At 72.9% G+C, this 22737-nt stretch carries 19 protein-coding genes; 12 read left to right on the top strand and 7 right to left on the bottom strand.

Annotation, left to right across the window (positions count from 1 at the left end):
- Positions 1–154: 154 nt before the first annotated feature.
- Positions 155–3109, top strand: coding sequence for an FAD-binding and (Fe-S)-binding domain-containing protein (locus tag ACFWRV_RS10165; protein WP_384331093.1), 2955 nt, complete (start codon positions 155–157; stop codon positions 3107–3109).
- Here ACFWRV_RS10165 and ACFWRV_RS10160 read toward each other — a convergent pair.
- Entirely contained in the window at positions 3048–3974 is a 927-nt protein-coding gene (locus ACFWRV_RS10160; RefSeq protein ID WP_384331090.1) for a LysR family transcriptional regulator, read from the bottom strand. The two genes, ACFWRV_RS10165 and ACFWRV_RS10160, sit on opposite strands and share 62 nt — an antisense overlap.
- A 152-nt stretch (positions 3975–4126) precedes the next feature.
- Between ACFWRV_RS10160 and ACFWRV_RS10155 the strand changes: the two genes are divergently transcribed.
- Positions 4127–5119: a DMT family transporter gene (locus ACFWRV_RS10155; protein ID WP_384331087.1), complete on the top strand. Its 993-nt coding sequence runs from the start codon at positions 4127–4129 to the stop codon at positions 5117–5119.
- 66 nt (positions 5120–5185) lie between these two features.
- On the opposite strand, the gene ACFWRV_RS10150 is transcribed toward ACFWRV_RS10155, so the two are convergent.
- Positions 5186–6145, bottom strand: a complete 960-nt coding sequence (locus tag ACFWRV_RS10150) for an oxidoreductase (protein WP_384331085.1) — start codon at positions 6143–6145, stop codon at positions 5186–5188.
- Between the two features lie 72 nt (positions 6146–6217).
- Between ACFWRV_RS10150 and ACFWRV_RS10145 the strand changes: the two genes are divergently transcribed.
- On the top strand, positions 6218–6853 hold the full coding sequence (locus ACFWRV_RS10145; RefSeq protein WP_384331082.1) for a TetR family transcriptional regulator: 636 nt from the start codon (positions 6218–6220) through the stop codon (positions 6851–6853).
- 21 nt (positions 6854–6874) lie between these two features.
- Here ACFWRV_RS10145 and ACFWRV_RS10140 read toward each other — a convergent pair whose 3' ends face one another.
- Complete coding sequence (locus ACFWRV_RS10140) at positions 6875–7591, bottom strand: NUDIX domain-containing protein (RefSeq protein WP_384331079.1); 717 nt, start codon at positions 7589–7591, stop codon at positions 6875–6877.
- A gap of 122 nt (positions 7592–7713) precedes the next feature.
- Here ACFWRV_RS10140 and ACFWRV_RS10135 point away from each other — a divergent pair, with 122 nt between their 5' ends.
- The 9 genes from ACFWRV_RS10135 to ACFWRV_RS10095 all read left to right on the top strand — a co-directional run bounded on the left by ACFWRV_RS10135 (position 7714) and on the right by ACFWRV_RS10095 (position 18772).
- Positions 7714–8268, top strand: a complete 555-nt coding sequence (locus ACFWRV_RS10135; protein WP_384331076.1) for a DinB family protein — start codon at positions 7714–7716, stop codon at positions 8266–8268.
- 176 nt (positions 8269–8444) lie between these two features.
- Positions 8445–9248 (top strand): TIGR03084 family metal-binding protein, encoded by an 804-nt coding sequence (locus tag ACFWRV_RS10130; RefSeq protein WP_384331073.1) that lies wholly within the window; start codon positions 8445–8447, stop codon positions 9246–9248.
- Positions 9245–10978: an acyclic terpene utilization AtuA family protein gene (locus ACFWRV_RS10125; protein WP_384331070.1), complete on the top strand. Its 1734-nt coding sequence runs from the start codon at positions 9245–9247 to the stop codon at positions 10976–10978. Before ACFWRV_RS10130 ends, ACFWRV_RS10125 begins: the two co-directional genes overlap by 4 nt.
- On the top strand, positions 10975–12573 hold the full coding sequence (locus ACFWRV_RS10120; RefSeq protein ID WP_384331067.1) for an acyl-CoA carboxylase subunit beta: 1599 nt from the start codon (positions 10975–10977) through the stop codon (positions 12571–12573). Before ACFWRV_RS10125 ends, ACFWRV_RS10120 begins: the two co-directional genes overlap by 4 nt.
- Before the next feature lie 7 nt (positions 12574–12580).
- Positions 12581–14554, top strand: coding sequence for a biotin carboxylase N-terminal domain-containing protein (locus ACFWRV_RS10115; protein WP_384331064.1), 1974 nt, complete (start codon positions 12581–12583; stop codon positions 14552–14554).
- Positions 14551–15720 carry an acyl-CoA dehydrogenase family protein gene (locus ACFWRV_RS10110; RefSeq protein ID WP_384331061.1) on the top strand — a complete coding sequence of 390 codons (1170 nt, stop codon included), beginning with the start codon at positions 14551–14553 and terminating at the stop codon, positions 15718–15720. Before ACFWRV_RS10115 ends, ACFWRV_RS10110 begins: the two co-directional genes overlap by 4 nt.
- 144 nt (positions 15721–15864) lie before the next feature.
- Positions 15865–17448, top strand: a complete 1584-nt coding sequence (locus tag ACFWRV_RS10105; protein WP_384331058.1) for a 4-coumarate--CoA ligase family protein — start codon at positions 15865–15867, stop codon at positions 17446–17448.
- Complete coding sequence (locus ACFWRV_RS10100) at positions 17445–18179, top strand: enoyl-CoA hydratase family protein (RefSeq protein ID WP_384331055.1); 735 nt, start codon at positions 17445–17447, stop codon at positions 18177–18179. The genes ACFWRV_RS10105 and ACFWRV_RS10100 overlap by 4 nt, the downstream gene beginning before the upstream one ends.
- Complete coding sequence (locus ACFWRV_RS10095; protein WP_384331052.1) at positions 18167–18772, top strand: TetR/AcrR family transcriptional regulator; 606 nt, start codon at positions 18167–18169, stop codon at positions 18770–18772. Before ACFWRV_RS10100 ends, ACFWRV_RS10095 begins: the two co-directional genes overlap by 13 nt.
- A 3-nt stretch (positions 18773–18775) precedes the next feature.
- Here ACFWRV_RS10095 and ACFWRV_RS10090 read toward each other — a convergent pair whose 3' ends face one another.
- From ACFWRV_RS10090 to ACFWRV_RS10075, 4 genes are read right to left on the bottom strand one after another with little or no spacing between them, the layout of a single operon-like run.
- On the bottom strand, positions 18776–20077 hold the full coding sequence (locus ACFWRV_RS10090) for a YrhB domain-containing protein (protein ID WP_384331049.1): 1302 nt from the start codon (positions 20075–20077) through the stop codon (positions 18776–18778).
- Between the two features lies 1 nt (position 20078).
- Entirely contained in the window at positions 20079–20384 is a 306-nt protein-coding gene (locus ACFWRV_RS10085) for a YrhB domain-containing protein (RefSeq protein ID WP_384331046.1), read from the bottom strand.
- A complete protein-coding gene (locus ACFWRV_RS10080) occupies positions 20385–22079 on the bottom strand; it encodes a putative T7SS-secreted protein (protein WP_384331043.1) in 1695 nt (564 codons plus the stop codon).
- On the bottom strand, positions 22079–22732 hold the full coding sequence (locus ACFWRV_RS10075) for a hypothetical protein (protein ID WP_384331040.1): 654 nt from the start codon (positions 22730–22732) through the stop codon (positions 22079–22081). Before ACFWRV_RS10075 ends, ACFWRV_RS10080 begins: the two co-directional genes overlap by 1 nt.
- Positions 22733–22737 lie beyond the last annotated feature (5 nt).

Below are 22737 nucleotides of genomic sequence, written 5' to 3'. Positions count from 1 at the left end.
ACAACTGGAACTGATAGTTCCTGCGCAAGTCTTGGTCACTATAGGAGACTTGACGGTCTGTTTGGGAAGATCTTGTGGGCTTTTTTGCGCGGCTTATCCAGGTTCATTCGTGCGCATCCCAAGAGTTCACCTGGACCGGCGGCATGCTGAAGGAATGGCCGAACAGCATCGACCGCATACCGGACCGTCCGCCGAGGCCGCCGCCCCGCCTTCCGCGCCTTCGCCGCCTTCCCCGGCTTTCGTCGCGGCGCTCCGCTCCGCCGTACGCGGCGCGAGCGACTTCGGTTCCGCCGCCCGGGCGTTGACGACGATGGACGCCTCCAACTACCGCCGCGTCCCCCTCGGCGTTCTGGCCCCGCGCGACGCCGACGACATCGCCGCCGCGCTGGCGGTCTGCCAGGAGCACGGGGTGCCGGTCGTCCCGCGCGGCGGCGGCACGTCCATCGCCGGACAGGCCACCGGCACCGGCCTCGTCCTCGACCTCACCCGCCATCTGCGCGCGATCCTCGACCTGGACCCCGCCGCCCGCACCGCCGTCGTCCAGCCCGGCGTGATCCTGGACGACCTGCGGGCCGCCGCCGCACCCCACGGCCTGACCTTCGGCCCCGACCCGTCCACCCACAGCCGCTGCACCCTCGGCGGGATGATCGGCAACAACTCCTGCGGCGCGCACTCGGTGGCCTGGGGCACCACGGCGGACAACGTGCGGAGGCTGTCGGTCGTCCGGTACGGGGGCGAGGCGCTGCGCCTGGAACAGGGGGGCGGCGAGGGTCCCGCGGGCGCCGGCGCACGGGGGGCAGGGGCTTCCCACGGCCCCCACGGCCCCCACGGCGTGCGCGAACTGATCGCCTCCCACCTCGCCCTCCTCCGCACCGGCTACCCCGACCTCCCGCGCCGCATCTCCGGGTACGCGCTCGACGCCCTGCTCCCCGAGCACCCCGGCGGCCCCGACCCGGTCCGGGCGTTCTGCGGCAGCGAGGGCACCCTCGGCGTCGTCACCGAGGCCACCGTGCGCCTGGTCGAGGCTCCGCCCGCCCGCGCCCTGGCCGTCCTCGGGTACGCCGACGAGTCCGCCGCCGCCGAGGCCGCCCCGGGCCTCCTGCCGTACGGCCCGCTCACCGTCGAGGGCATGGCCGCCGACCTCGTACGCGAACCGGCCGGGCTGCTGCCGCGCGGGGCCGCCTGGCTGTTCGTCGAGACGGGCGGCGCCACCCCGGCCGAGGCCCGCGCGCACGCCGAACGCGTCCTGCGGGCGGCCGACGCGGTGGACGGGGCCGTCGTCACGGACCCGGCCGGGCAGCGGGCCCTGTGGCGGATCCGCGAGGACGCCGCCGGGACCGCCACCCGGATGCCCGACGGCAGCGAGGCCTGGCCCGGGTGGGAGGACTGCGCGGTCCCGCCCGCCCGGCTCGGCGCGTACCTCCGCGACTTCCGCAACCTCCTCGCCGAGCACGGCCTGCGCGGCACCCCGTACGGCCACTTCGGCGACGGCTGCATCCATGTCCGCATCGACTTCGACCTGATCAGCGCGGCGGGGGTGGCCCGCTTCCGCCGGTTCTCCGAGGAGACGGCCGACCTCGTCGTCGCGCACGGCGGCTCCCTCAGCGGCGAGCACGGCGACGGCCAGGCCCGCGCGGAGCTGCTGCCCCGGATGTACGGGGACGAACTCGTCGCCCTCTTCGGCCGGTTCAAGGACCTGTGGGACCCGGACGGCGGCCTGAACCCGGGGATGCTGGTCCGCCCGGACCGCCTGGACACGAACCTGCGCTTCGCGGTCCTGCCGAAGCGCCCGGTGGACGTCGCGTTCGGCTATCCGCAGGACGGCGGGGACTTCGCGGGCGCGGTCCGCCGCTGCGTCGGCGTCGCCAAGTGCCGTACGACGGAGGCGAGCGGCGACGGCGTGATGTGCCCGTCCTTCCGGGCGACCGGCGAGGAGGCCCACTCCACCCGGGGTCGGGCCCGGCTGCTCCACGAGATGCTGGCGGGCGAGGTCGTCACGGACGGCTGGCGCAGTACGGAGGTCCGGGACGCGCTCGACCTGTGCCTCTCCTGCAAGGGCTGCCGCAGCGACTGCCCGGTGGGCGTCGACATGGCCACGTACAAGGCGGAGTTCCTGCACCACCACTACAAACACAGGCTGAGGCCCGCCGCCCACTACGCGATGGGCCGCCTCCCGCGCTGGCTGCGCCTCGCCGCCCCCTTCGCCCGGCCGCTCAACGCCCTGGCCCGGCTGCGGCCCCTCGCCGCGCTCGCGAAACGGCTGGCGGGGATCGCGCCCGAGCGCACGCTACCGGTGCTGGCGACACCGACGTACAGCCGGTGGCTGCGCGCACGTCGGGGCAGGGGCACACGCGTCCTCTCCACGAACCGGGTGGTGCACCTCTGGGCGGACACCTTCACCGAGCATCTGTCCCCGCAGGTGGGCCGGGCGGCGGTCCGGGTGCTGGAGGAGGCGACCGGGCGTACGGTGCTGCCGCCCGTCCCCGGCCTGTGCTGCGGGCTCACGTACGTGTCGACGGGCCAGCTCGGCGCGGCCCGCCGGGTGATGCGCCGCACCCTGGACCGGCTCGGCCTCTTCCCCGGCGAACCGCTCGTCGTCCTGGAGCCGAGCTGCGCCGCGACGCTCCGCACCGACCTGCCCGAACTCCTCCCCGACGACCCGCGTGCGGCCGAACTGGCCGCTAGGGTACGGACGTTCGCCCAGTACCTGGAGGAGTACGCCCCCGACTGGACACCGCCCCGCCTGGACCGCCCGGCCGCGGGCCAGACGCACTGCCACCAGCACGCGGTCCTCGGCGACGCGGCGGAACGCGGGCTGCGCGAACGGCTGGGCCTGACCGGCGAACTCAGCGGCGGCTGCTGCGGGCTCGCCGGGAACTTCGGCTTCGAGCGGGGGCACTGGGAGGTGTCGGTCGCCTGCGCGGAGGAGCGACTGCTGCCCGCCGTCAGGGAGATGGAACCCGGGACGGAACTCCTCGCGGACGGCTTCTCCTGCCGTACGCAGCTCGATCAGCTGGCCGGGCGGCGGGCCCGGCACCTCGCCGAGGTCATCGCGGAGGCTCTCCCGGAGTGCGGCCCGGGGGCCGGTGAGTCCGGCCGCGGGCGATGATCTCGCGTGCCAGTGCGGCGAGTCGGGGGAGTGCCGGGTGGCCGGGGGCGTCGCGGCGGGCGAGGAGGACCGGGACGCCCGGGGCGTCGTCGAGCGGGACGTAGGCGACCCCCGCGTGCGGGTGCAGGTCCGCGGTCGAGGCGGTGGACACCCCGCTGCCGCGGCCGGCGGCGATGGCCGTGAGCCAGTCGTCGGTGTTGCCGACGGTGAGGGTGGCGGCCGGGCGGGCGTGCGGCGGCCACAGGTCCACGGTGGTGGTGCCGGAGACGGGGTTCAGGACGACGGGGCCGTCCGCGAGGTCGGCGAGTCCGAGGGAGGTGCGCGCGGCGAGCGGCCCGTCCGAGGTCACCGCCGCCACCCGGACCTCGGTGAACAGCACCTCGGCGATCAGCCCCGGCGCGTCCACCGGCCCGCGCAGCAGCGCCGCGTCGACCTCGCCCCGGGTCAGCCCGGCGGTGCGGTCGTCGATCCGGAGCAGCTCCAGCGGGGTGCCCGGGTACCGCTCCTGCCAGGTCCGCAGCAGCGGCGTGGTGTACGGCCCGAACGCGGACCAGGCGTGCCCGAGCCGCAGCGGCCAGGTGCGCAGCCGCCCGGGGTCGAGCGCCTCGTCGAAGGCGGCGACCGCGGCGGCGGCCTTGTCGCGGAAGGCGACGCCGTCGGGGGTGAGGGCGAGGTGGTGGGTGGAACGGTCGACGAGCCGGACCCCCAGGTGCCGCTCCAGCGCCGCGAGGGTGCGGGACACGGCGGGCTGGGTCAGCCGGAGGCGGGCGGCGGCGCGCGTGATGTTGAGCTCGTCGGCCACCGCGAGGAAGGCCCGCAGATGCCGGAGTTCCACGGAGCGGCCGGTGGAGGGTTCCTCGTTCATGCGCGCGAAGCATAACGAGAGCGTGGTCGGCATTTCACGGAACGCGCGGGCGTCCTTACCGTGAAGGGAAAGCCGTGGCGGGGGGAGTTCCCCATCCTGTACCGTCCAGTGCATTGCAATGAACTTACCCGTTCGCCTCCGGAAGGTCCCCCGTGAACGACCAGCGCAGCGCCGCCGAACCGGCCGCCGCAGCCGTCGCCGTACCCGAAGCGGTGACGGCACTCGAAGGCGCCGAAGCGGTCACGCGGGTCGATGGGGGCCCGGGCGCGCCCGCCGGAGGGGCTTGGGCCGCGCGCCGGGCGGCGCTGACGCCGATCGCGCTGGTCGTCGCCGGCGGCCTGTCCGTCCAGTTCGGCTCGGCCGTCGCGGCGCTCCTGATGCCGAAGGCGGGCGCGCTGGGCGTCGTCACCCTGCGGCTGGCCGCCGCCGCGCTGATCCTGCTGGTGATCTGCCGCCCGAAGCTGCGCGGCCACTCGCGGGCCGACTGGGGCACGGTGCTCGCCTTCGGCGTCGCGATGGGCGGGATGAACACGCTCTTCTACCTGGCGCTGGAACGGATTCCGCTCGGTATCGCCGTCACCCTGGAGGTGCTCGGCCCGCTCGCCCTCTCGGTGTTCGCCTCCCGCCGCCTGGTCAACGTCGTGTGGGCGGGCCTCGCCCTCGTCGGCGTCGTCCTGCTGGGCGGCGGCGGCTTCGACCGCCTCGACCCGGTCGGCGCGGCGTACGCCCTGGCGGCCGGGGCGATGTGGGCGGCGTACATCGTGTTCAGCGCCCGCACCGGCCGCCGCTTCCCGCAGGCGGACGGGCTCGCGCTGGCGATGGTGGTCGCCGCGGTCCTCTCGCTGCCGCTCGGCATCATCGAGTCCGGGGCGAAGCTCACGGTCCCGTCCACCGTGGCGCTCGGCGCGGCGGTGGCGGTCCTCAGCTCGGTCCTCCCGTACACCCTGGAGCTGATGGCCCTGCGCCGGCTGCCCGCGCCCACGTTCGCCGTGATGATGAGCCTGGAGCCGGCCATCGCGGCCGGTGCGGGCTTCCTCATCCTGGACCAGGCCCTCTCCACGACGGACGCCCTCGCCATCGCCCTCGTCATCGGGGCGAGCATCGGCGCGGTACGCAGCCGGTCGGGCCCGCGCCGCGAGGGATGAGCGGCGGGGAGGTGGCCCGGCCCTCAGCGGTCGGCGGGCAGGATGCGAAGGAGTCCGGTCCGGCCGTCACGCCGACGCCGGGAACGGGAAGCGGACGCCGGTCGACCGCTCCGACACCTCCCACAGCCGCCCCCCGGTCGCGGCGTCGACGGCCGCCGGGGCGAGCAGCACCCGGGTCGGTCCGCCGCGCAGCTCACCGCGGCCGTCCGGGCCGATGAACTCACCGCCCCGCACGCCCGGGGCCGTCGCCGCGTACAGCTGCGGAAGCGCGCCCGCGTCGGGGTGCTGGGCGAGGGGACGCAGGACGCTGCCGAACAGCATTTTCACCAGGCCCGTCGGCCCGCTCGTCTGCAGGTGGGTGGCGGTGTAGCCCGGGTGCGCGAGCAGGCTGCGGACCGGGCTCCCGGACGTGGCCAGCCGCCGGTGCAGCTCCTGGCCGAAGACGGCGTTGGCGAGCTTCGACCGGTCGTAGAAGGTCATCGGGCGGTAGGTGCGTTCGCCGTTCAGGTCGTCGAAGTCCAGCCGCGCCTTGCGGTGGTTGACCGAAGTGACGGTGACCACGCGAGCGTCCCGGCCCGCGGCCAGCAGGTCGAGCAGCAGCCCGGTGAGCGCGAAGTGGCCGAGGTGGTTGACGGCGAACTGCAGCTCGTGTCCCTGCGCACTCGTCGAGCGGGGCGGTGCCATCACCCCGGCGTTGTTGACCAGGACGTCCAGCCGGGAGCGGTCGGCGTGCAGGGTGTCGGAGAACGCCCGGACGGAGTCGAGATCGGCCAGGTCCAGGGGGCGCACCTCGACACAGGCCCCCGGCCGGCCGGCGGTGATGTCGGCGGTGATGTCGGCGGCGGCCCGGCGCCCCTTCGCCGCGTCGCGCACGGCGAGGATCACGTGCCCGCCCCGGTGGGCGAGAGCCCGGGCGGTCGCCAGGCCGAGGCCGCTGTTGGCCCCGGTGACCACGGAGACCCGGCCGGTCTGGTCGGGGACCTGCCCGGCGGTCCAGCGCTGCTTCTGGGATGCGTCCAGTGTCATGCGGCATAGGTTGTCGTCGATGGCACCAAGTGTCAAGAAGTAACTGAGTGCCAATAATGGCATGGCGCTACGATGGCGGGTGTGAGCCTCCGTCCCGAAGTCACCATGGCCCAGCGCAAGCGTCAGCTCGTCTCCGACGAGCTGACCGAAGCGGCGCTCCAGCTGATGGCACAGGAAGGGTTCGACGCGGTCACCGTCGACGCGATCGCGGCCGCCGCCGGCGTGTCCAAGCGGACGTTCTTCCGGTACTTCGCGTCCAAGGAGGACGTGGTGGTCCAGTTCCTGGCCGACATGGGGGCGGGCATGCACGACGAACTGGCCGCCCGTCCCGCCGCCGAACGCCCTTCCACCGCACTGCGGCACGCCGTCTGGGTCGCCATGGCGGCCTGCGCCGACGGGGTCGAGCACTCCGGCCGGGCCCTGCGGGTGGTCCAGCTGATCCTGCGCACACCCGCTCTGCGCGCCCGCTTCCTGGAGCACCAGGCGCAGTGGCGCGACGACCTCGCCGCGGAGACGGCCCGCCGCCTGGGGCTCGCCCCGGAGGCGGACCTCTACCCGCGTCTCGCCGCCGGGGCGGCGCTCGTCGCGTTCGACACCGTGCTGCGGCGCTGGAGCGACAGCGACGGAGCCGACGACCCCGCCGCGCTGACCGATCGCGCCTTCGCCGTCCTCGCCCCGGCCCTGGACGCCGACCAGGGCCTGCCGTAGGGCCGTCTCAGCGCGCGCCCCTCACCAAGTGCACGGCCGGTTCAGCTCGGTGATGGAGTCGGCCAGCTCGGCGGGGCGCTCGGGCCATCCCGTCCGGTGCCAGTGCTCGATGCGCCAGGACAGCCGCCGGGGCCACAGCGGAGTGGCGGGCAGGCGCTCCACCGGTACCCAGACCGGGGCGCCGCCGTAGTTGTCCAGCGTCTCGGGCCGGCCGGTCTCGCCCGTCGCGGAGACGAGGAAGTAGTGCTCGTGCCGGCCGTCCTTCCAGACCCGCGCGACCTCGGGCCCGACGGTCCCGGCGAGGCCGGTCTCCTCGTCCAGCTCGCGCAGTACGGCCGTCTCCGGCGTCTCGCCCTCCTCGACCCCGCCGCCCGGAATCTCGTAGTGCGATCCGCCGTCCTCCTCGGTGAAGCGGATCAGCAGCACGGCCCCGTCACGGATGACGATCGCCCCGGCCCGTACCCGTACCGGCTCCACCGCCGCGGGGTCGACCAGGGCCACCGGGCCTTCGGGGGCCGCGCCCTCCGCCCAGGCGCGCAGGACCGTCTCCGCCGTACCGGCCGGCCTGATGCGCGCGTGCACGGCCTCCGCCAGGGGCAGCGCGGCCCGAGGCGTGCCGGGGCCGGCGGAGTGGCCGTCGGGAAAGACGTAGTGCGGGCCCTCCGCGTCGTGACGGGGCTCCAGAACCAGCTTGCCGGCGTCGAACCGGACGGTCACCGCGCGCGTTTCGGCAGTCATCGACGGAGGCTAACGCGGACCGCCGCCCCACCGCCGCCGGAATGCCCTCGTCCGTACGGCGGCGGAGCCTACAGTCGCCGGACCGAGTCCCGTACCGCACCGGTCCGCCAGGAGGCCCCGCCATGACACCGACCGCATCGACCGGCAGCCACCCGGGCGCCGGCGAACGCCACGACCTGCTGGCGCTGGTCGCCGACCAGCGCACCAACTTCCTCTACACCGTCGCCGGACTCACCGACGAGCAGGCCCGTGCCCGGTCGACGGTCAGCGAGCTGACGCTCGGCGGCCTCGTCAAGCACCTCGCGGAGGTGCAGCGCAGTTGGCTGTCCGTGATCGACGGCACCGCCGCCCCCGAGGTCGGGTGGGCCGACCTCGACCCGGACGGCAACCGCATGACCGACGAGGAGACCCTCACCGCCCACCTCGACGCCTTCCGCGCCGCGGCGGAGGCGTTCGACCGCGCGGTGCGCGAGGAGACCGATCTCGACCGGGAGGTCACGCTGCCGCGCTACCCCTGGTCACCGCCGCAGCCGGTCGTCTGGACCGTACGGCACGTGCTGCTGCACGTGTTCCGCGAGATCGCCCACCACAGCGGTCACGCCGACATCGTGCGCGAGGCGCTCGACGGGGCCAGCACCACCGAACAGATGGCGAAGGCGGCCATGGGCGGCGAGTGACGGGGGCGGCCGGGGTGGCGCGCCGGGCGTCGCCCCGGACACCCCGCACGCGCCCCGACGCCCCGCACCCCGGACACCCCGAACGCCCGGGCAGAAAATCATGCAAGCGTGCTTGATTGTTTCCTGGCGCGCTGCCATGCTCCTGGGCACCACACCCGGTCCCGAGGGGAGCGCCCGTGTCCGCTGTCGTAGCCGTGATCGACGATCTGCGCGAGGAGAGCGACGAACTCAACGCCCTGGTGCAGGAGTTGGACGGACCGGGCTGGCGCGGCCCGACGCCCGCCGAGCGGTGGACCGTCGCCCACCAGATCGCCCACCTCAGCTGGACCGACGAGGTCGCGCTGCTGGCCGCCACCGAGCCGGACCGCTTCGGCGACGCGGTGGCCAAGGCCCTGGCCGCCCCCGAGACCTTCGTCGACGAGGCCGCCGACGCCCTGGTCGCCGCCCATGCCCCGGACGCCCTGCTCGCCCGCTGGCGGGAGGGCCGGCAGCGGCTCGACAAGGTGCTCCGGGACGCCCCGGAGGGCACCCGGATCCCCTGGTACGGGCCGCCGATGAGCGTCGCCTCCATGGCGACCGCCCGGCTCATGGAGACCTGGGCGCACGGCCAGGACGTCGCCGACGCGCTCGGGGTGACCCGGGCGCCCACCGCCCGGCTGCGGCATGTGGCGCGGATCGGCGTACGGGCCCGGAACTACGCCTACGCGGTACGCGGGATCACCGCGCCCGAGGAGGAGTTCCGCGTCGAACTCCACGTACCGGACGGCGAGATGGTCGCCTACGGGCCGCCGGACGCCGCCCAGCGGATCACCGGCCCGCTCCTCGACTTCTGCCTCCTGGTGACCCAGCGCGCTCACCGCTCCGACCTCGCGGTCACCGCCGAGGGGCGCGAGGCCGACCAGTGGCTCGGCATCGCCCAGGCCTTCGCCGGACCGCCCGGACCGGGCCGCCTGCCCCGCGCCGAGCGGGACGCCCGATGACCACCACCCCCGCTCCCCTCCGCATCGGCAACGCCTCCGGCTTCTACGGCGACCGCTTCGACGCCCTGCGCGAGATGCTCACCGACGGCCCCCTCGACGTCCTCACCGGCGACTACCTCGCCGAGCTCACCATGCTCATCCTCGGCCGCAGCCGCCTCAAGGACCCGCAGAAGGGCTACGCCACCACCTTCCTGCGCCAGTTGGAGGAAGGGCTCGGCCTCGCCCACGAGCGCGGGGTGAGGATCGTCGCCAACGCGGGCGGCCTCAACCCGGCCGGACTCGCCGACGCGGTACGGAAGTTGGCGGCCACCGTCGGCGTGCCGGCGCGCGTCGCGCACGTCGAGGGCGACAGCCTGCCCGTCCCGGACGGGTTCCTCACCGCCAACGCCTACCTCGGCGGCGCCGGGATCGCCGCCTGTCTGCGGGCCGGGGCCGATGTCGTCGTCACCGGCCGGGTCACCGACGCGGCCCTGGTCACCGGACCGGCCGCCGCCCACTTCGGGTGGGGCCCGGACGACCTGGACGCGCTCGCGGGGGCCGTGGTCGCCGGGCACGTCCTGGAGTGCGGCACACAGGCGACCGGCGGGAACTACGCGTTCTTCACCGAGCACGACCCCCGCCGCCTCCGCCGCCCCGGCTTCCCGCTCGCCGAGATCCACGCCGACGGGTCGTCCGTCATCACGAAGCACGACGGTACGGGCGGGATCGTCGATCTCTCCACCGTCACCGCCCAACTCCTGTACGAAACCGGCGGAGCCCGGTACGCGGGCCCCGACGTGACCGCCCGCCTCGACACCGTGCGGCTCACCGAGGACGGTCCCGACCGGGTCCGCATCGACGGCGTACGCGGCGAGGCCCCGCCGCCCACCCTCAAGGCCGGGCTCACCCGGCTCGGGGGCTGGCGCAACGAGGTCGTCTTCGTCCTCACCGGCCTCGACATCGAGGCCAAGGCCGGCCTGGTGAAGAACCAGTTCGCCGACGCCCTGGAGCGGGGCGGCGGCCGCCCGCCCGCCGAGGTGCGCTGGGAGCTGGCCCGTACCGACCACGCCGACGCCGACACCGAGGAGCGGGCCAGCGCCCTGCTCCGGCTCGTCGTCCGCGACCAGGACGCCGAAGCCGTCGGCCGGGCCGTCTCGGGGGCGGCCGTGGAGCTGGCTCTCGGCAGCTACCCGGGTTTCCATGTCACCGCCCCGCCCGGAAAGGGCGCGCCCTACGGGGTGTTCGAGGCGATCCACGTACCGGCAGGGGACGTCGAGCACACCGCCGTGCTGCCGGACGGGACCCGGCAGGTCATGGAACCACCGATCCGCACGCAGGAGTTGGTGGAAGTCGACGGACCTCCGCTCCCCGACCCGTATCCCGTCACGCCCACCCGCCGCGCCCCCCTCGGCCTGATCGCGGGCGCTCGCAGCGGCGACAAGGGCGGTGACGCCAACGTCGGCGTCTGGGTGCGCGACGACGACGCCTGGCGGTGGCTCGCGCACGAGCTGACCGTGGAGCGGCTGAAGGAACTCCTGCCGGAGACCGCCGCGCTGACCGTCGTCCGTCATGTCCTGCCAGGCCTCCGCGCCCTGAACTTCACTGTCCACGGCCTTCTGGGCGAAGGTGTCGCCGCCCAGGCCCGGTTCGACCCGCAGGCCAAGGCGCTGGGGGAGTGGCTGCGGTCCCGGTGGCTGACCGTCCCCGTACCGCTGCTGGCGGACGTCCCCCTCCCGGAGGTGACCGCATGACCGTCCTGCCCACCGCGCTCGACACAGGCGGATCCGAATACGCGGCGCATCGGTCCACCATGCTGGAGAAGCTCGCCGGGCTGGAGGCCGAGCACGCCAAGGCGCTCGCGGGCGGCGGCGAGAAGTACGTGGCCCGGCACCGGGGGCGCGGCAAGCTCCCGGCCCGCGAGCGGATCGAGCTGCTCGTCGACCCCGACACCCCGTTCCTGGAGCTGTCGCCGCTGGCGGCCTGGGGCAGCGACTATGCGGTCGGGGCCTCGCTCGTCACCGGGATCGGGGTGGTCGAGGGCGTCGAGTGCCTGATCACCGCCAACGACCCGACCGTACGCGGCGGGGCGTCGAACCCCTGGACGCTGAAGAAGGCCCTGCGCGCCAATGAGATCGCCTTCGCCAACCGGCTCCCTGCCATCAGCCTGGTGGAGTCGGGCGGCGCGGACCTGCCGTCCCAGAAGGAGATCTTCATCCCCGGTGGGGCCCTCTTCCGTGACATCACCCGGCTCTCCGCCGCCGGAATCCCCACCGTGGCCGTCGTGTTCGGCAACTCCACCGCCGGAGGCGCGTACGTCCCCGGCATGTCCGACCACACCGTCATGATCAAGGAGCAGTCCAAGGTCTTCCTCGGCGGACCGCCCCTGGTGAAGATGGCCACCGGCGAGGAGAGCGACGACGAGTCCCTCGGCGGGGCCGAGATGCACGCCCGCACCTCCGGACTCGCCGACCACTTCGCCGTCGACGAGTACGACGCGATCCGTCAGGCCCGGAGGATCGTCGCCCGGCTCAACTGGCGCAAGGCGCACGCCGATCCGGGCCCCGCCGAGCCGCCGAAGTACGACGAGGACGAGCTGCTGGGCATCGTGCCGGGCGACCTCAAGGCCCCGTTCGACCCGCGCGAGGTGATCGCCCGCCTGGTCGACGGCTCGGACTTCGACCCGTTCAAGCCGCTGTACGGGACGAGCCTGGTCACCGGGTGGGCGCGGCTGCACGGCTACCCGGTCGGCATCCTCGCCAACGCGCAGGGGGTGCTGTTCAGCGAGGAGTCGCAGAAGGCCGCCCAGTTCATCCAGCTCGCCAACCAGCGTGACATCCCGCTGCTCTTCCTCCACAACACCACCGGCTACATGGTCGGCAAGGAGTACGAGCAGGGCGGCATCATCAAGCACGGCGCGATGATGATCAACGCGGTCGCCAACTCGAAGGTCCCGCACCTGTCGGTCCTGATGGGCGCGTCCTACGGGGCCGGGCACTACGGCATGTGCGGCCGCGCCTACGACCCGCGCTTCCTCTTCGCCTGGCCCAGCAGCAAGTCCGCCGTCATGGGCCCGCAGCAGCTCGCCGGTGTCCTCTCCATCGTCGCCCGCGCCTCCGCCGCCGCGAAGGGGCAGCCGTACGACGACGAGGCCGACGCCGGACTCCGCGCCATGGTGGAGCAGCAGATCGAGGCGGAGTCGCTGCCGGTGTTCCTGTCCGGGCGGCTGTACGACGACGGGGTCATCGACCCGCGCGACACCCGGACCGTCCTCGGGATGTGCCTGTCCGCGATCCATACCGCACCGGTCGAGGGCGCCCGTGGCGGCTTCGGCGTCTTCCGGATGTGAGGCCATCATGACCATCACCGCCCTGCTCGTCGCCAACCGGGGCGAGATCGCCTGCCGGATCTTCCGCACCTGCCGTGACCTGGGCATCACGACGGTCGCCGTGTACTCCGACGCGGACGCGGAGGCCCTGCACGTACGGGAGGCGGACCTCGCGGTACGGCTCCCGGGCGCGGCCCCCGCCGACACCTATCTGCGCGGCGACCTCGTCGTGGCCGCCGCCCTGGCCGCCGGGGCGGACGCCGTGCACCCCGGCTACGGCTTCCTCTCCGAGAACGCCGCCTTCGCCGCCGCCGTGCAGGACGCGGGGCTCGTGTGGGTGGGGCCGCCGGTGAAGGCCATCGAGCTGATGGCGTCCAAGACCCGGGCCAAGGAGCTGATGGCCGGGGCCGGTGTGCCGCTGCTGGCCCCCGTGGACCCGGCGACGGCCGGAGAGGACGATCTGCCGCTGCTGCTGAAGGCGGCGGCGGGCGGCGGCGGGCGCGGGATGCGGATCGTCCGCGAACTCGGCGCCTTGCCTGCCGAGTTGCTGGCAGCGGCGGCCGAGGCCGCGTCCGCCTTCGGGGACGGCGAGGTCTTCGCCGAGCCGTACGTGGAGCGCGGCCGGCACGTCGAGGTCCAGGTGATGGCGGACGCGCACGACACCGTGTGGGCGCTCGGCACCCGCGACTGCTCGCTCCAGCGCCGCCACCAGAAGGTCATCGAGGAGGCTCCGGCCCCCGGTCTGGACGACACCCTGCGCACCCGGCTCCACGACGCGGCCGTGGCGGCGGCCCGGGCCGTGGACTACCGGGGCGCGGGCACCGTGGAGTTCCTGGTCTCCGCCGAGGGCCGCCCGTACTTCCTGGAGATGAACACCCGCCTCCAGGTCGAACACCCGGTGACCGAGGCCGTGTTCGGTCTGGACCTGGTCGCCCTGCAACTGCGGGTCGCGGAGGGTGAGCCGCTGCCGGCCCCCGCGCCCCCGCAGCCGTCCGGCCACGCGGTGGAGGCCCGGCTGTACGCCGAGGATCCGGCCCGCGACTGGCAGCCGCAGACCGGCGCGCTGTACGCACTCCAGGTGCCGGACGCCCCGGGCCTGCGCCTGGACACCGGGTACACCGGCGGCGACACCATCGGCGTGCACTACGACCCGATGATCGCCAAGGTGATCGCCCACGCCCCGACCCGCCCCGAGGCCCTCCGGCTGCTGGCCCGCGCGCTGGAACGGGCCCGGATCCACGGCCCGGTCACCAACCGCGACCTGCTCGTACGGTCGCTGCGCCACCCGGACTTCGCCGCGGCCCGCCTGGACACCGGGTTCTACGACCGGCACCTGGCCGCCCTGACCGCCCCGGGAGCCGGCGACCCCGCCACCGCCGCCCTCGCCGCCGCCCTCGCGGAAGCCGTCCGACCCGCCCCGGCCGGGGGACCCGCCCCCACCCGCTTCGGGGCCTGGCGCAACGTGCCCTCGCAGCCCCAGTGCAAGCGCTACCGCGGCGAACCCGACGGCACCGAGCACGAGGTCGCCTACCGCACCCCGCGCACCGGAGTCCCGGAACCGCACGAGGCCCCGGGCACCCGGGTCCTGGCCGCCGCACCGGACCGCGTCACCCTGGAAGTCGACGGCATAGCCCGGCACTTCGCCGTCAGGGCCGAGCGCGACCGGGTCTACGTGGACGCCGCCGACGCCGCGTACACGTTCACCGTCCTGCCCCGCTTCACCGACCCCGCCACGCACACCGCACCCGGCTCCCTGCTCGCCCCGATGCCCGGCACCGTCGTCCGCCTCGCGGAGGGCCTGACCACCGGGGCCCCCGTCGAGGCCGGGCAGCCGCTGATCTGGCTGGAGGCGATGAAGATGGAGCACCGCATCCTCGCGCCCGCCTCCGGCACCCTCACCGCCCTGCACGCCGCCCCCGGCCACCAGGTCGAGGTCGGCGCGCTGCTCGCCGTGGTCCAGGAGGGCCCGGCCGCCATCCCCGTACCGGAGGAGACCGCATGAGCACCGCACGCACCGTCCTCGAAACCGAAGAGCACCAGGCCCTGCGCGCAGCCGTCGCCGCCCTCGGGAAGCGGTACGGGCGCGACTACATGACCACCGTCATCCGCGAGGGCAACCACACCGACGAACTGTGGGCGGAGGCCGCCAAGCTCGGCTACCTCGGGGTGAACCTCCCCGAGGAGTACGGCGGCGGGGGCGGTGGCATGGCCGAACTCTCGATAGTCCTGGAGGAGTTGGGCGCTGCCGGATCGCCGCTCCTGATGATGATCGTGTCGCCCGCGATCTGCGGCACGGTCATCGCCCGCTTCGGCACGGACGAACAGAAGCGGACGTGGCTGCCGGGCCTCGCGGACGGAAGCCTCACCATGGCCTTCGGCATCACCGAGCCGGACGCCGGCTCCAACTCCCACCGCATCACCACCACCGCCCGCCGGGACGGCGACGACTGGCTGCTCACCGGCCGCAAGGTCTTCGTCTCCGGCGTCGACATAGCCGACGCCACCCTGATCGTCGGCCGCACCGAGGACGCCCGCTCCGGCAAGCTGAAGCCCTGCCTGTTCATCGTTCCGCGCGACGCTCCCGGGTTCGGCCGCAACCGGATCGACATGGAACTCCACGCCCCCGAGAAGCAGTTCGAGCTGGTCCTGGACGACGTACGGCTGCCGGCCGACGCGCTGGTGGGTGACGAGGACGCGGGTCTCCTCCAGCTCTTCGCCGGACTCAACCCCGAGCGGATCATGACGGCGGCGTTCGGTATCGGCATGGGCCGCTTCGCGCTCTCCAAGGCCGTCGAGTACGCCCGTACCCGCCAGGTCTGGAAGGCCCCGATCGGCTCCCACCAGGCCATCGCGCACCCGCTCGCCACCGCGCACATCGACCTGGAGCTGTCGCGGCTGATGATGCAGAAGGCCGCCCGGCTGTACGACGAGGGCGACGACATCGGGGCGGGCGAGGCGGCGAACATGGCGAAGTACGCGGCGGGCGAGGCGTGCGTCAAGGCGGTCGACCAGGCGGTGCACACCCTGGGCGGCAACGGCCTCACCCGCGAGTACGGCCTCGCGTCGCTGATCACCGCGTCCCGGGTGGCCCGGATCGCCCCGGTCAGCCGCGAGATGATCCTCAACTACGTCTCGCATCAGTCGCTGGGCCTGCCGAAGTCGTACTAGCCCCGGCCCTCCCCTCCAGGAGAGAAACGCGTCCGACCTCTCCCCATCCCTCCCCCACAGGGGTGATTCTGACCCTCCACACCCGCACGGCGTCCCGCGCCGCCACCCGGGCGGCGCGGTCCACCGCGACGACAGGGGACCGCCATGGTGTTCCGCAGCGAGTACGCAGACGTACCGGCCCTCGACACGCCCATCCACGACGCGGTCCTCGGCGGGGCCGCCGGGTTCGGTGACACCGTCGCCCTGATCGACGGGACGAGCGGCGCTTCCCTCACGTACGCCCAGCTCGACGGCTTCCACCGGCGCATCGCCGCCGCGCTCGCCGAGGCGGGGCTCCGGAAGGGCGACGTCCTCGCCCTGCACAGCCCGAACACCATCGCCTACCCCGCCGTCTTCTACGGGGCCACCCGCGCCGGGGCCTCCGTCACCACGGTCCACCCGCTGGCCACGCCCGAGGAGTTCGCCAAGCAGCTCGCCGACAGCGGGGCGAAGTGGATCGTCACGGTCTCCCCGCTCCTGGCGACCGCCCGCCGCGCGGCCGAACTGACCGGCGGCGTACGGGAGATCTACGTCTGCGACCAGGCCGAGGGCCACACCTCGATCCTGGACATGCTGTCCTCCACCGCCCCCGAACCGGAGGTCGCCATCGACCCCGGCGAGGACGTCGCCGCCCTCCCGTACAGCTCCGGCACGACGGGCACGCCCAAGGGCGTGATGCTGACGCACCGCTCCATCGCGACCAACCTGGAGCAGCTGAGACCCTTCATCCCCATGGGCGAGGGCGACCGCATCCTGGCCGTCCTCCCGTTCTTCCACATCTACGGCCTCACCGCCCTGATGAACGTCCCGCTGCGCTGCGGCTCGACGGTCGTCGTGCTGCCCCGCTTCGACCTGGCGCAGTTCCTGGAGGCCATCCAGACGCACCGCATCTCCGGCCTGTACGTGGCCCCGCCGATCGTGCTGGCGCTGGCGAAGCACCCGCTGGTGGGGGAGTACGACCTCTCCTCGCTCCAGTACATCGTCAGCGCCGCCGCCCCGCTCGACGCCGACCTGGCCGCCGCCTGCTCGGCCCGGCTGGGCGTGCCGCCGGTGCGGCAGGCCTACGGGATGACGGAGCTGTCGCCGGGGACGCACGTGGTGCCGCTCTCCGTCGAGCAGCCGCCGCCGGGCACGGTCGGCAAGCTGCTGCCGGGCACCGAGATGCGGATCGTGTCCCTGGAGGACCCGGCGAAGGACGTGGAGCCGGGGACGGACGGCGAGATCCTCATCCGGGGTCCGCAGGTCATGAAGGGCTACCTGGGCCGCCCCGACGCCACCGCCGACATGATCGACCCGGACGGCTGGGTGCACACGGGCGACGTGGGCCGGACGGACGGGGACGGCTGGCTGTACGTCGTGGACCGGGTCAAGGAACTGATCAAGTACAAGGGCTACCAGGTGGCCCCCGCCGAGCTGGAGGCCCTGCTGCTGACCCACGAGCAGGTCGCGGACGCGGCGGTGATCGGGGTGTACGACGCGGAGGGCAACGAGGTCCCGAAAGCGTTCCTGGTCCGGGGTCCGGCGGCGGACGGGCTGACGGAGGACGACGTCATGGCGTACGTCGCCGAACGCGTCTCCCCGTACAAGAAGGTGCGGCGGGCCGAGTTCATCGAGGCGGTGCCCCGGGCCGCCTCCGGCAAGATCCTCCGGCGCGAGCTGCGCGACCGGGAGAAGACGGAGGAACAGTGACGCTGATCGTACGTACGGGGGACCGGGGCATCGCGACCCTGACGCTGGACTCCCCGGCCAACCGCAACGCGCTCTCGGCGGCCCTGGTGGGCGCGTTGCGCCAGGCGCTGGCGGCCTGCGCGGCGGACGACACCGTACGGGCGGTGCTGCTGACCCACACCGGCACGACGTTCTGCGCCGGGGCGGACCTGACGGCGCCGCCGGACCCGGAGGCGTTCGTGGGCCTGATGCGGGAGATCGTGGCGCTGCCCAAACCGGTGGTGGCCCGGGTCGACGGCCACGTCCGGGCGGGCGGCCTGGGCCTGCTGGCGGCCTGCGACATCGCGGTGGCGGGCGAGGCGTCGTCGTTCGCCCTCACCGAGTCCCGTCTGGGCCTGGCCCCGGCGGTCATCTCCCTGACCCTGCTGCCCCGCCTGGACCGTACGGCGGCGCACCGCTACTACCTCACGGGGGAGCGGTTCGACGCGGTGGAGGCGGCCAGGATCGCGCTGGTCACGGAGGCCGCCGAGGACGTGGACGAGGCGCTCGAACCGGTCCTGGACGGTCTGCGGCGGGCCTCACCGCAGGGGCTGGCCGCATCGAAGGAGCTGGTCACGGCTACGGTGCTGAGGAGCTTCGACCAGTACGCCGAAGACCTCATCGCCCGATCAGCAGCGCTGTTCGCCTCCGACGAGGCGAGGGAGGGGATGACGGCCTTCCTCGAACGACGGGACCCGGCATGGGTGCGGTGACCTCCTCCTCCACCTCCAAAGCGGTGCACGCGCCCAAGCAGGACCGCAGCCGGGCGACGCGGCAACGGCTCCTGGAGGCGGCGGTGGCCTGCCTGGCCGAACACGGCTGGGCGGGCTCCACCGTCTCCGTCGTCGCCGAGCGCGCCGGCGTCTCGCGCGGCGCGGCCCAGCACCACTTCCCGACCCGCGAGGACCTGTTCACCGGGGCGGTGGAGTACGTCGCCGAGGAACGCTCCGCCGCCCTGCGCGCGCTCCCCGTCCAGGGCCGCGCGGCGGTGGTCGCGGCCTTGGTCGACCTCTACACGGGCCCGTTGTTCCGGGCCGCGCTCCAGCTCTGGGTGGCCGCCTCCAACGAGGCCCAGCTCCGGCCGCGCGTCACGGAGCTGGAGGCGCGGGTGGGCCGCGAGACCCACCGGATCGCGGTCGAACTCCTGCGCGCGGACGAGTCCCGCCCCGGGGCCCGCGAAACGGTCCAGGGCCTCCTGGACATGGCCCGCGGCCTCGGCCTGGCCAACCTCCTCACCGACGACACCGCCCGGCGGGCCCGGGTGGTGGCGCAGTGGGCGGCGCTGGTGGAGGAGGGGCTGGGGTGAGCCTCAGCGGTACCGGATCACGTGCAGCGTGTGGACCCCGGTCGGGTCGAACGACACGGGTTCGTCGGACGAGCCGTCGAGGAGCAGTACGCCGTCCGCCGTGGTGAGTCCGTTGACGAGCCACCCCACGGCCTCACGGCCCCGGCCGTCCGTGCGGCGGATCCAGATCAGGGCCCGTGAGCCGGCCGGGAAGGACGACAGTTCGTCGACCGCCGAGGACCAGACCTGGTGGTCCGACGTCGACAGGACGGTCCCGAGCTGGGCGAGGGTCGACTCGAACCAGTCGGCACGGCCGGGCGGGGGCGACGCGGGGAACGTCCCGGTGCCGGGGCGTCCGCCGGCGTCCCAGTGGGCCAGCCAGTTCCAGGGGTCCGCGTTCGGCAGACCGAACGGCTCGGAGGCGTCCTTGGGGACGACCAGCGTCGCGTCGAGCATGGTGTCCTGCCAGCGCCCGCTCTCCTGATGGCGTCGCGTGTCGCAGGAGAAGACCCAGCCCCGCCGGGTCTCGTCGCCGGTGGCCGGTCCGACCAGCTGCGCCTTGCCTCCGTACGTGTTCTCCAGCCACAGCCGTGCCTTGGTGACCGCCGCCTCGAAGTCGTGGGCCTCCTGCTCCCACGGCCTACGGGGAACCCTCAGCGCCTCCGGCAGGGCCCTGACGAAAACCAGCTCACGCACCTGGTCGGTGTCCAACCGGGCGAGGGACGACGTCAGGCCGTCGAAGAAGACGACCTGCCCCTGGTGGTTGTGCGCGTAGACCAGATTGCCCGTCGCCTCCGGCCCGCCGATCTCACGGCGCACCCACACCAGGCCACGGCTGTCGGGCCCGTGCTCCGCGACCGCCTTCACGATCTCGTCCCAGCTGTTCACGCTCACGCGCTCGAACTCCGGGAAGTAACGGCGGGTCAGCCTGCTCCACCAGCCGGGAGCCTCGTCCGACGGCTGCCAGGCGAGAGCTGTGGAAGGGCTCTTGCCGATCGCCGAGTGCAGGGCCACGACAGCGCCCCGGGCGTTGATCCTGCGCCCCTGGTTCTGGACCCGGGCGACGGCCGCGTCGTACGACGCGGCGGGCTCCAGATCCGCCAGGGGGGCGCTCGGTGCGGGATGGAACGGGGAGCTGCCGTCCTTGGGCACGACGACGGAGGACGCCAGCATCGGGGTCTGCGGGAACCCCGGCTGCTGCACGGTCCGGCAGGCCATGAGCCAGGCCGAGGCCGACTCGGCCACCGGGTGCGGTGCCGCCGGTTCCGCGAGCCCGCGGTAGGTGGCGGCGAGCCAGGCTGCGGCCTGCTGGTCGGGGCGGAGCATGCTACTGCCCTTTCTGGGGCGGCCAGTTGCCGGAGGCTTGGAGGGCCATGTATTCGGCCGGCGGCGGGAACGTGGGGGCGAAGTGGGCGGCGGACCCGTCATGCGGAACGACGACCACGGAGGAGAAGGGTGCCTGAGCGAAATCTCCTGTTTCGATGTGCTCCTTGAAGTCGAAACGAACGGTCCAGCCGTAGGCGAACTCGATGGCGGTCTCCGGGAGCATCACCACCGAGTCCGCCCGGTCCGGGTGGGCCACCTTCTTCAAGAATTCGGCGGCGCCGACCACGGCTTCGTCTTTGGCTACCATTTAGGGAGCTCCATTGCGATAAGGGATGTGTCCTATGGACGTGACGTTCGGCTCCAGCCTTCCCAGAGTTCCGCTCTGGCCATCGAGGAAGACGACGCCGTGCGGCGTGTTCACGGCGTTGAAAACATGCGCTGAGCCGTCGGGCCTGCTGATGTAGACAGCGCTTCTCGATCCCTCGCCGCGGGCCTGGAGATCGCGAATGATGTCATCATAACTATTGACGAAGTCGTAGTGCCCCTTGGCCCTGTCCTTCAGGCCCAGCTGCTCCGGAGGAATGTGGTCGCCGGCGGCCTTGGGGGCCGCGCCGACCTCGATGCCGTCCAGGCGGCGATCCACGGTCACCGTATTGTGACTGCAGTTCATCGTGTACCCGTTGTGCCCGGTGTTGTTGACATCCTTGAGCCAGGGATACTCGGAATCCAGGAATTCCTGAGCACGCTTCGGATTGACCGACTCGTAGTGAATCGCCTTCTCTTTGACCGAGTTGGTGCCGCTCGCCAGATCGTTCCATTTGGACGGTGTGGGGCCCGGAACGTTGTCTGCGTACTTCATCCCCAGGCGGGTTCCGCTGCGGGCGAAACCTGCCCCCTTCGTACCGACGATTTCGGGGATGAGGCGGCCGAGGAACTCGGAGGGATCCTTTTTGAACCCGTCCACCGCGGCCTGGACGACGCGTTCCGGGTGCGCCGCGGTGGACACCAGCCCGGCCAGCGTCGTGTTGATGTTCTGGACGTAAGCGGCGGGGTGGGTGAGGTTGTAGGGGTCGAGCGGGTTGAGCCCACGGGCGAAGTTGACGATTCCGGAGGCGCCCTTGAGGACGCCACCGACGACGTGCGTCAGCTCGGTGTTCACCGCGTGGTAGCCGTCGGCGATGTTGTCGCCGAGCCGGTCCAGCGGCGGGGGCTCGGCAGGAGCGTGGGCCAGCGCCTCCTTGACCCTGATCCGGGCCTCCGCGGCAGCCGAGTTCCGCTGCCGACGCGCCTCGGCCAGCTTGTCCCGCGCCGCCTCGATACCGGCTCTGCCGGGATCCTTGAAGGGCTCCGGCACCGGACCGGGATCCTGGTCCGCTGTGACTTTCGCGTTGTACGCGTCGATGCGCTTGTTGTACGCCTTCACCGCCTGCTCGGAGGCGAGCTTGCCCTCCTTGTAGAGGACGACCGCCTCTTTGGCCTGCTCCTGAGCCCACTTGACGGTGTCGGCGTACCTGGCCAGCGCCTTCCCGGCGGTCTCGCAGGCGTCCGACGCGTGCAGCCACTTCTTGGGCTGCATCTCGACTTTCTTGCGGAAGGCGTCACCTGCCGCGCCTTTCCAGTGCGCGGAATCGAGGCTGCGCATGCCCCGGCCGACCTTGTCGAAGGCCGACTGGAAGTCCGTGAGGTGCTTGGCGCTTTCGGTGATCTTGCCGGGGTTGCCGTGGATGAGCTCGTTGGCCTCCTCGGTCTGGCCGAGCTGCTGCTCACCAGGGGTGGCCCCGAGGTCGGACGCGACATCGTCCCCCCAGTCGTGGACGGCATCGGCTGCGCCGTGCAGACCCACTTCGTCCAGGCCGTCGCCGACCTTGTTCGTCCCCCAGTCGACGCCTTCTCCGACGAGCTTCTTTCCCTCTTCGAAGCCGTCTTCAAGAGCGCCGAGCCCGTCGTTGATGCCGTCCTTGACACCGCCGCCGAGATCCTTGAGGTCGTCGAGTACGCCCATCAGCCCTCACCCCCCTGCTGCTGCGCTGCTTCGGCGCGCGCCTCGGGAGAAGGGCCGAACGTGTCGTCCAGCATGCGGTTGTACTCGGTGTCGGAGACACCCATCCCGGTGCGCACGTTCTCCGGGCTGAGCCCCATCGGTCCGATGGTCTGGGAGGTCATCACATCCCGCCCGGCATCCTTCCAGCCCTGCTCGATGTTCTCCCCGGCCCTATCCCACGACTCCTGGCTGTAATCGACCCCACCGAAGGCGCCCGAGGTGGCGATGTCCTTCCAGCCCTGCTGGGTGACCTCGTCCTCCGAGGCGTACGGGTTGCCGATGGCCGCGTTCGTGACGACCTTGAAGGTGCCCTCGACGTACTTCTCGTTCTCGTAGAACGTGCCGGCGGACAGGCCCGTGGCGACCGCGAGGCCGTTGCCTTCGCTAATCAGGGAGCGGACGCCCCACTCCCAGCGCTCGCAGAACGATGAGAACTCCTCCGTGAGTCCTTCATTGCCCAATTCCAGTCCGGAGAGCGCGATTTCGCTGAATCCGCGTCCCCTTCCGGCCTGACCGACCATGCCCAGCTCTTTCAACTCGCCGAGCGCCTCTGTCAGTCCCTTGGCTATCAGGTTCAGACCCTGGGTCCTGAGGTCTTCGCCTCCCCCGTTCACGTGAT

Source organism: Streptomyces sp. NPDC058576 (genome assembly GCF_042718715.1).
Lineage (GTDB): Bacteria > Actinomycetota > Actinomycetes > Streptomycetales > Streptomycetaceae > Streptomyces.
Note: the sequence above shows the minus strand (reverse complement) of the source record. Positions and strands in the feature narration are given on the sequence as shown.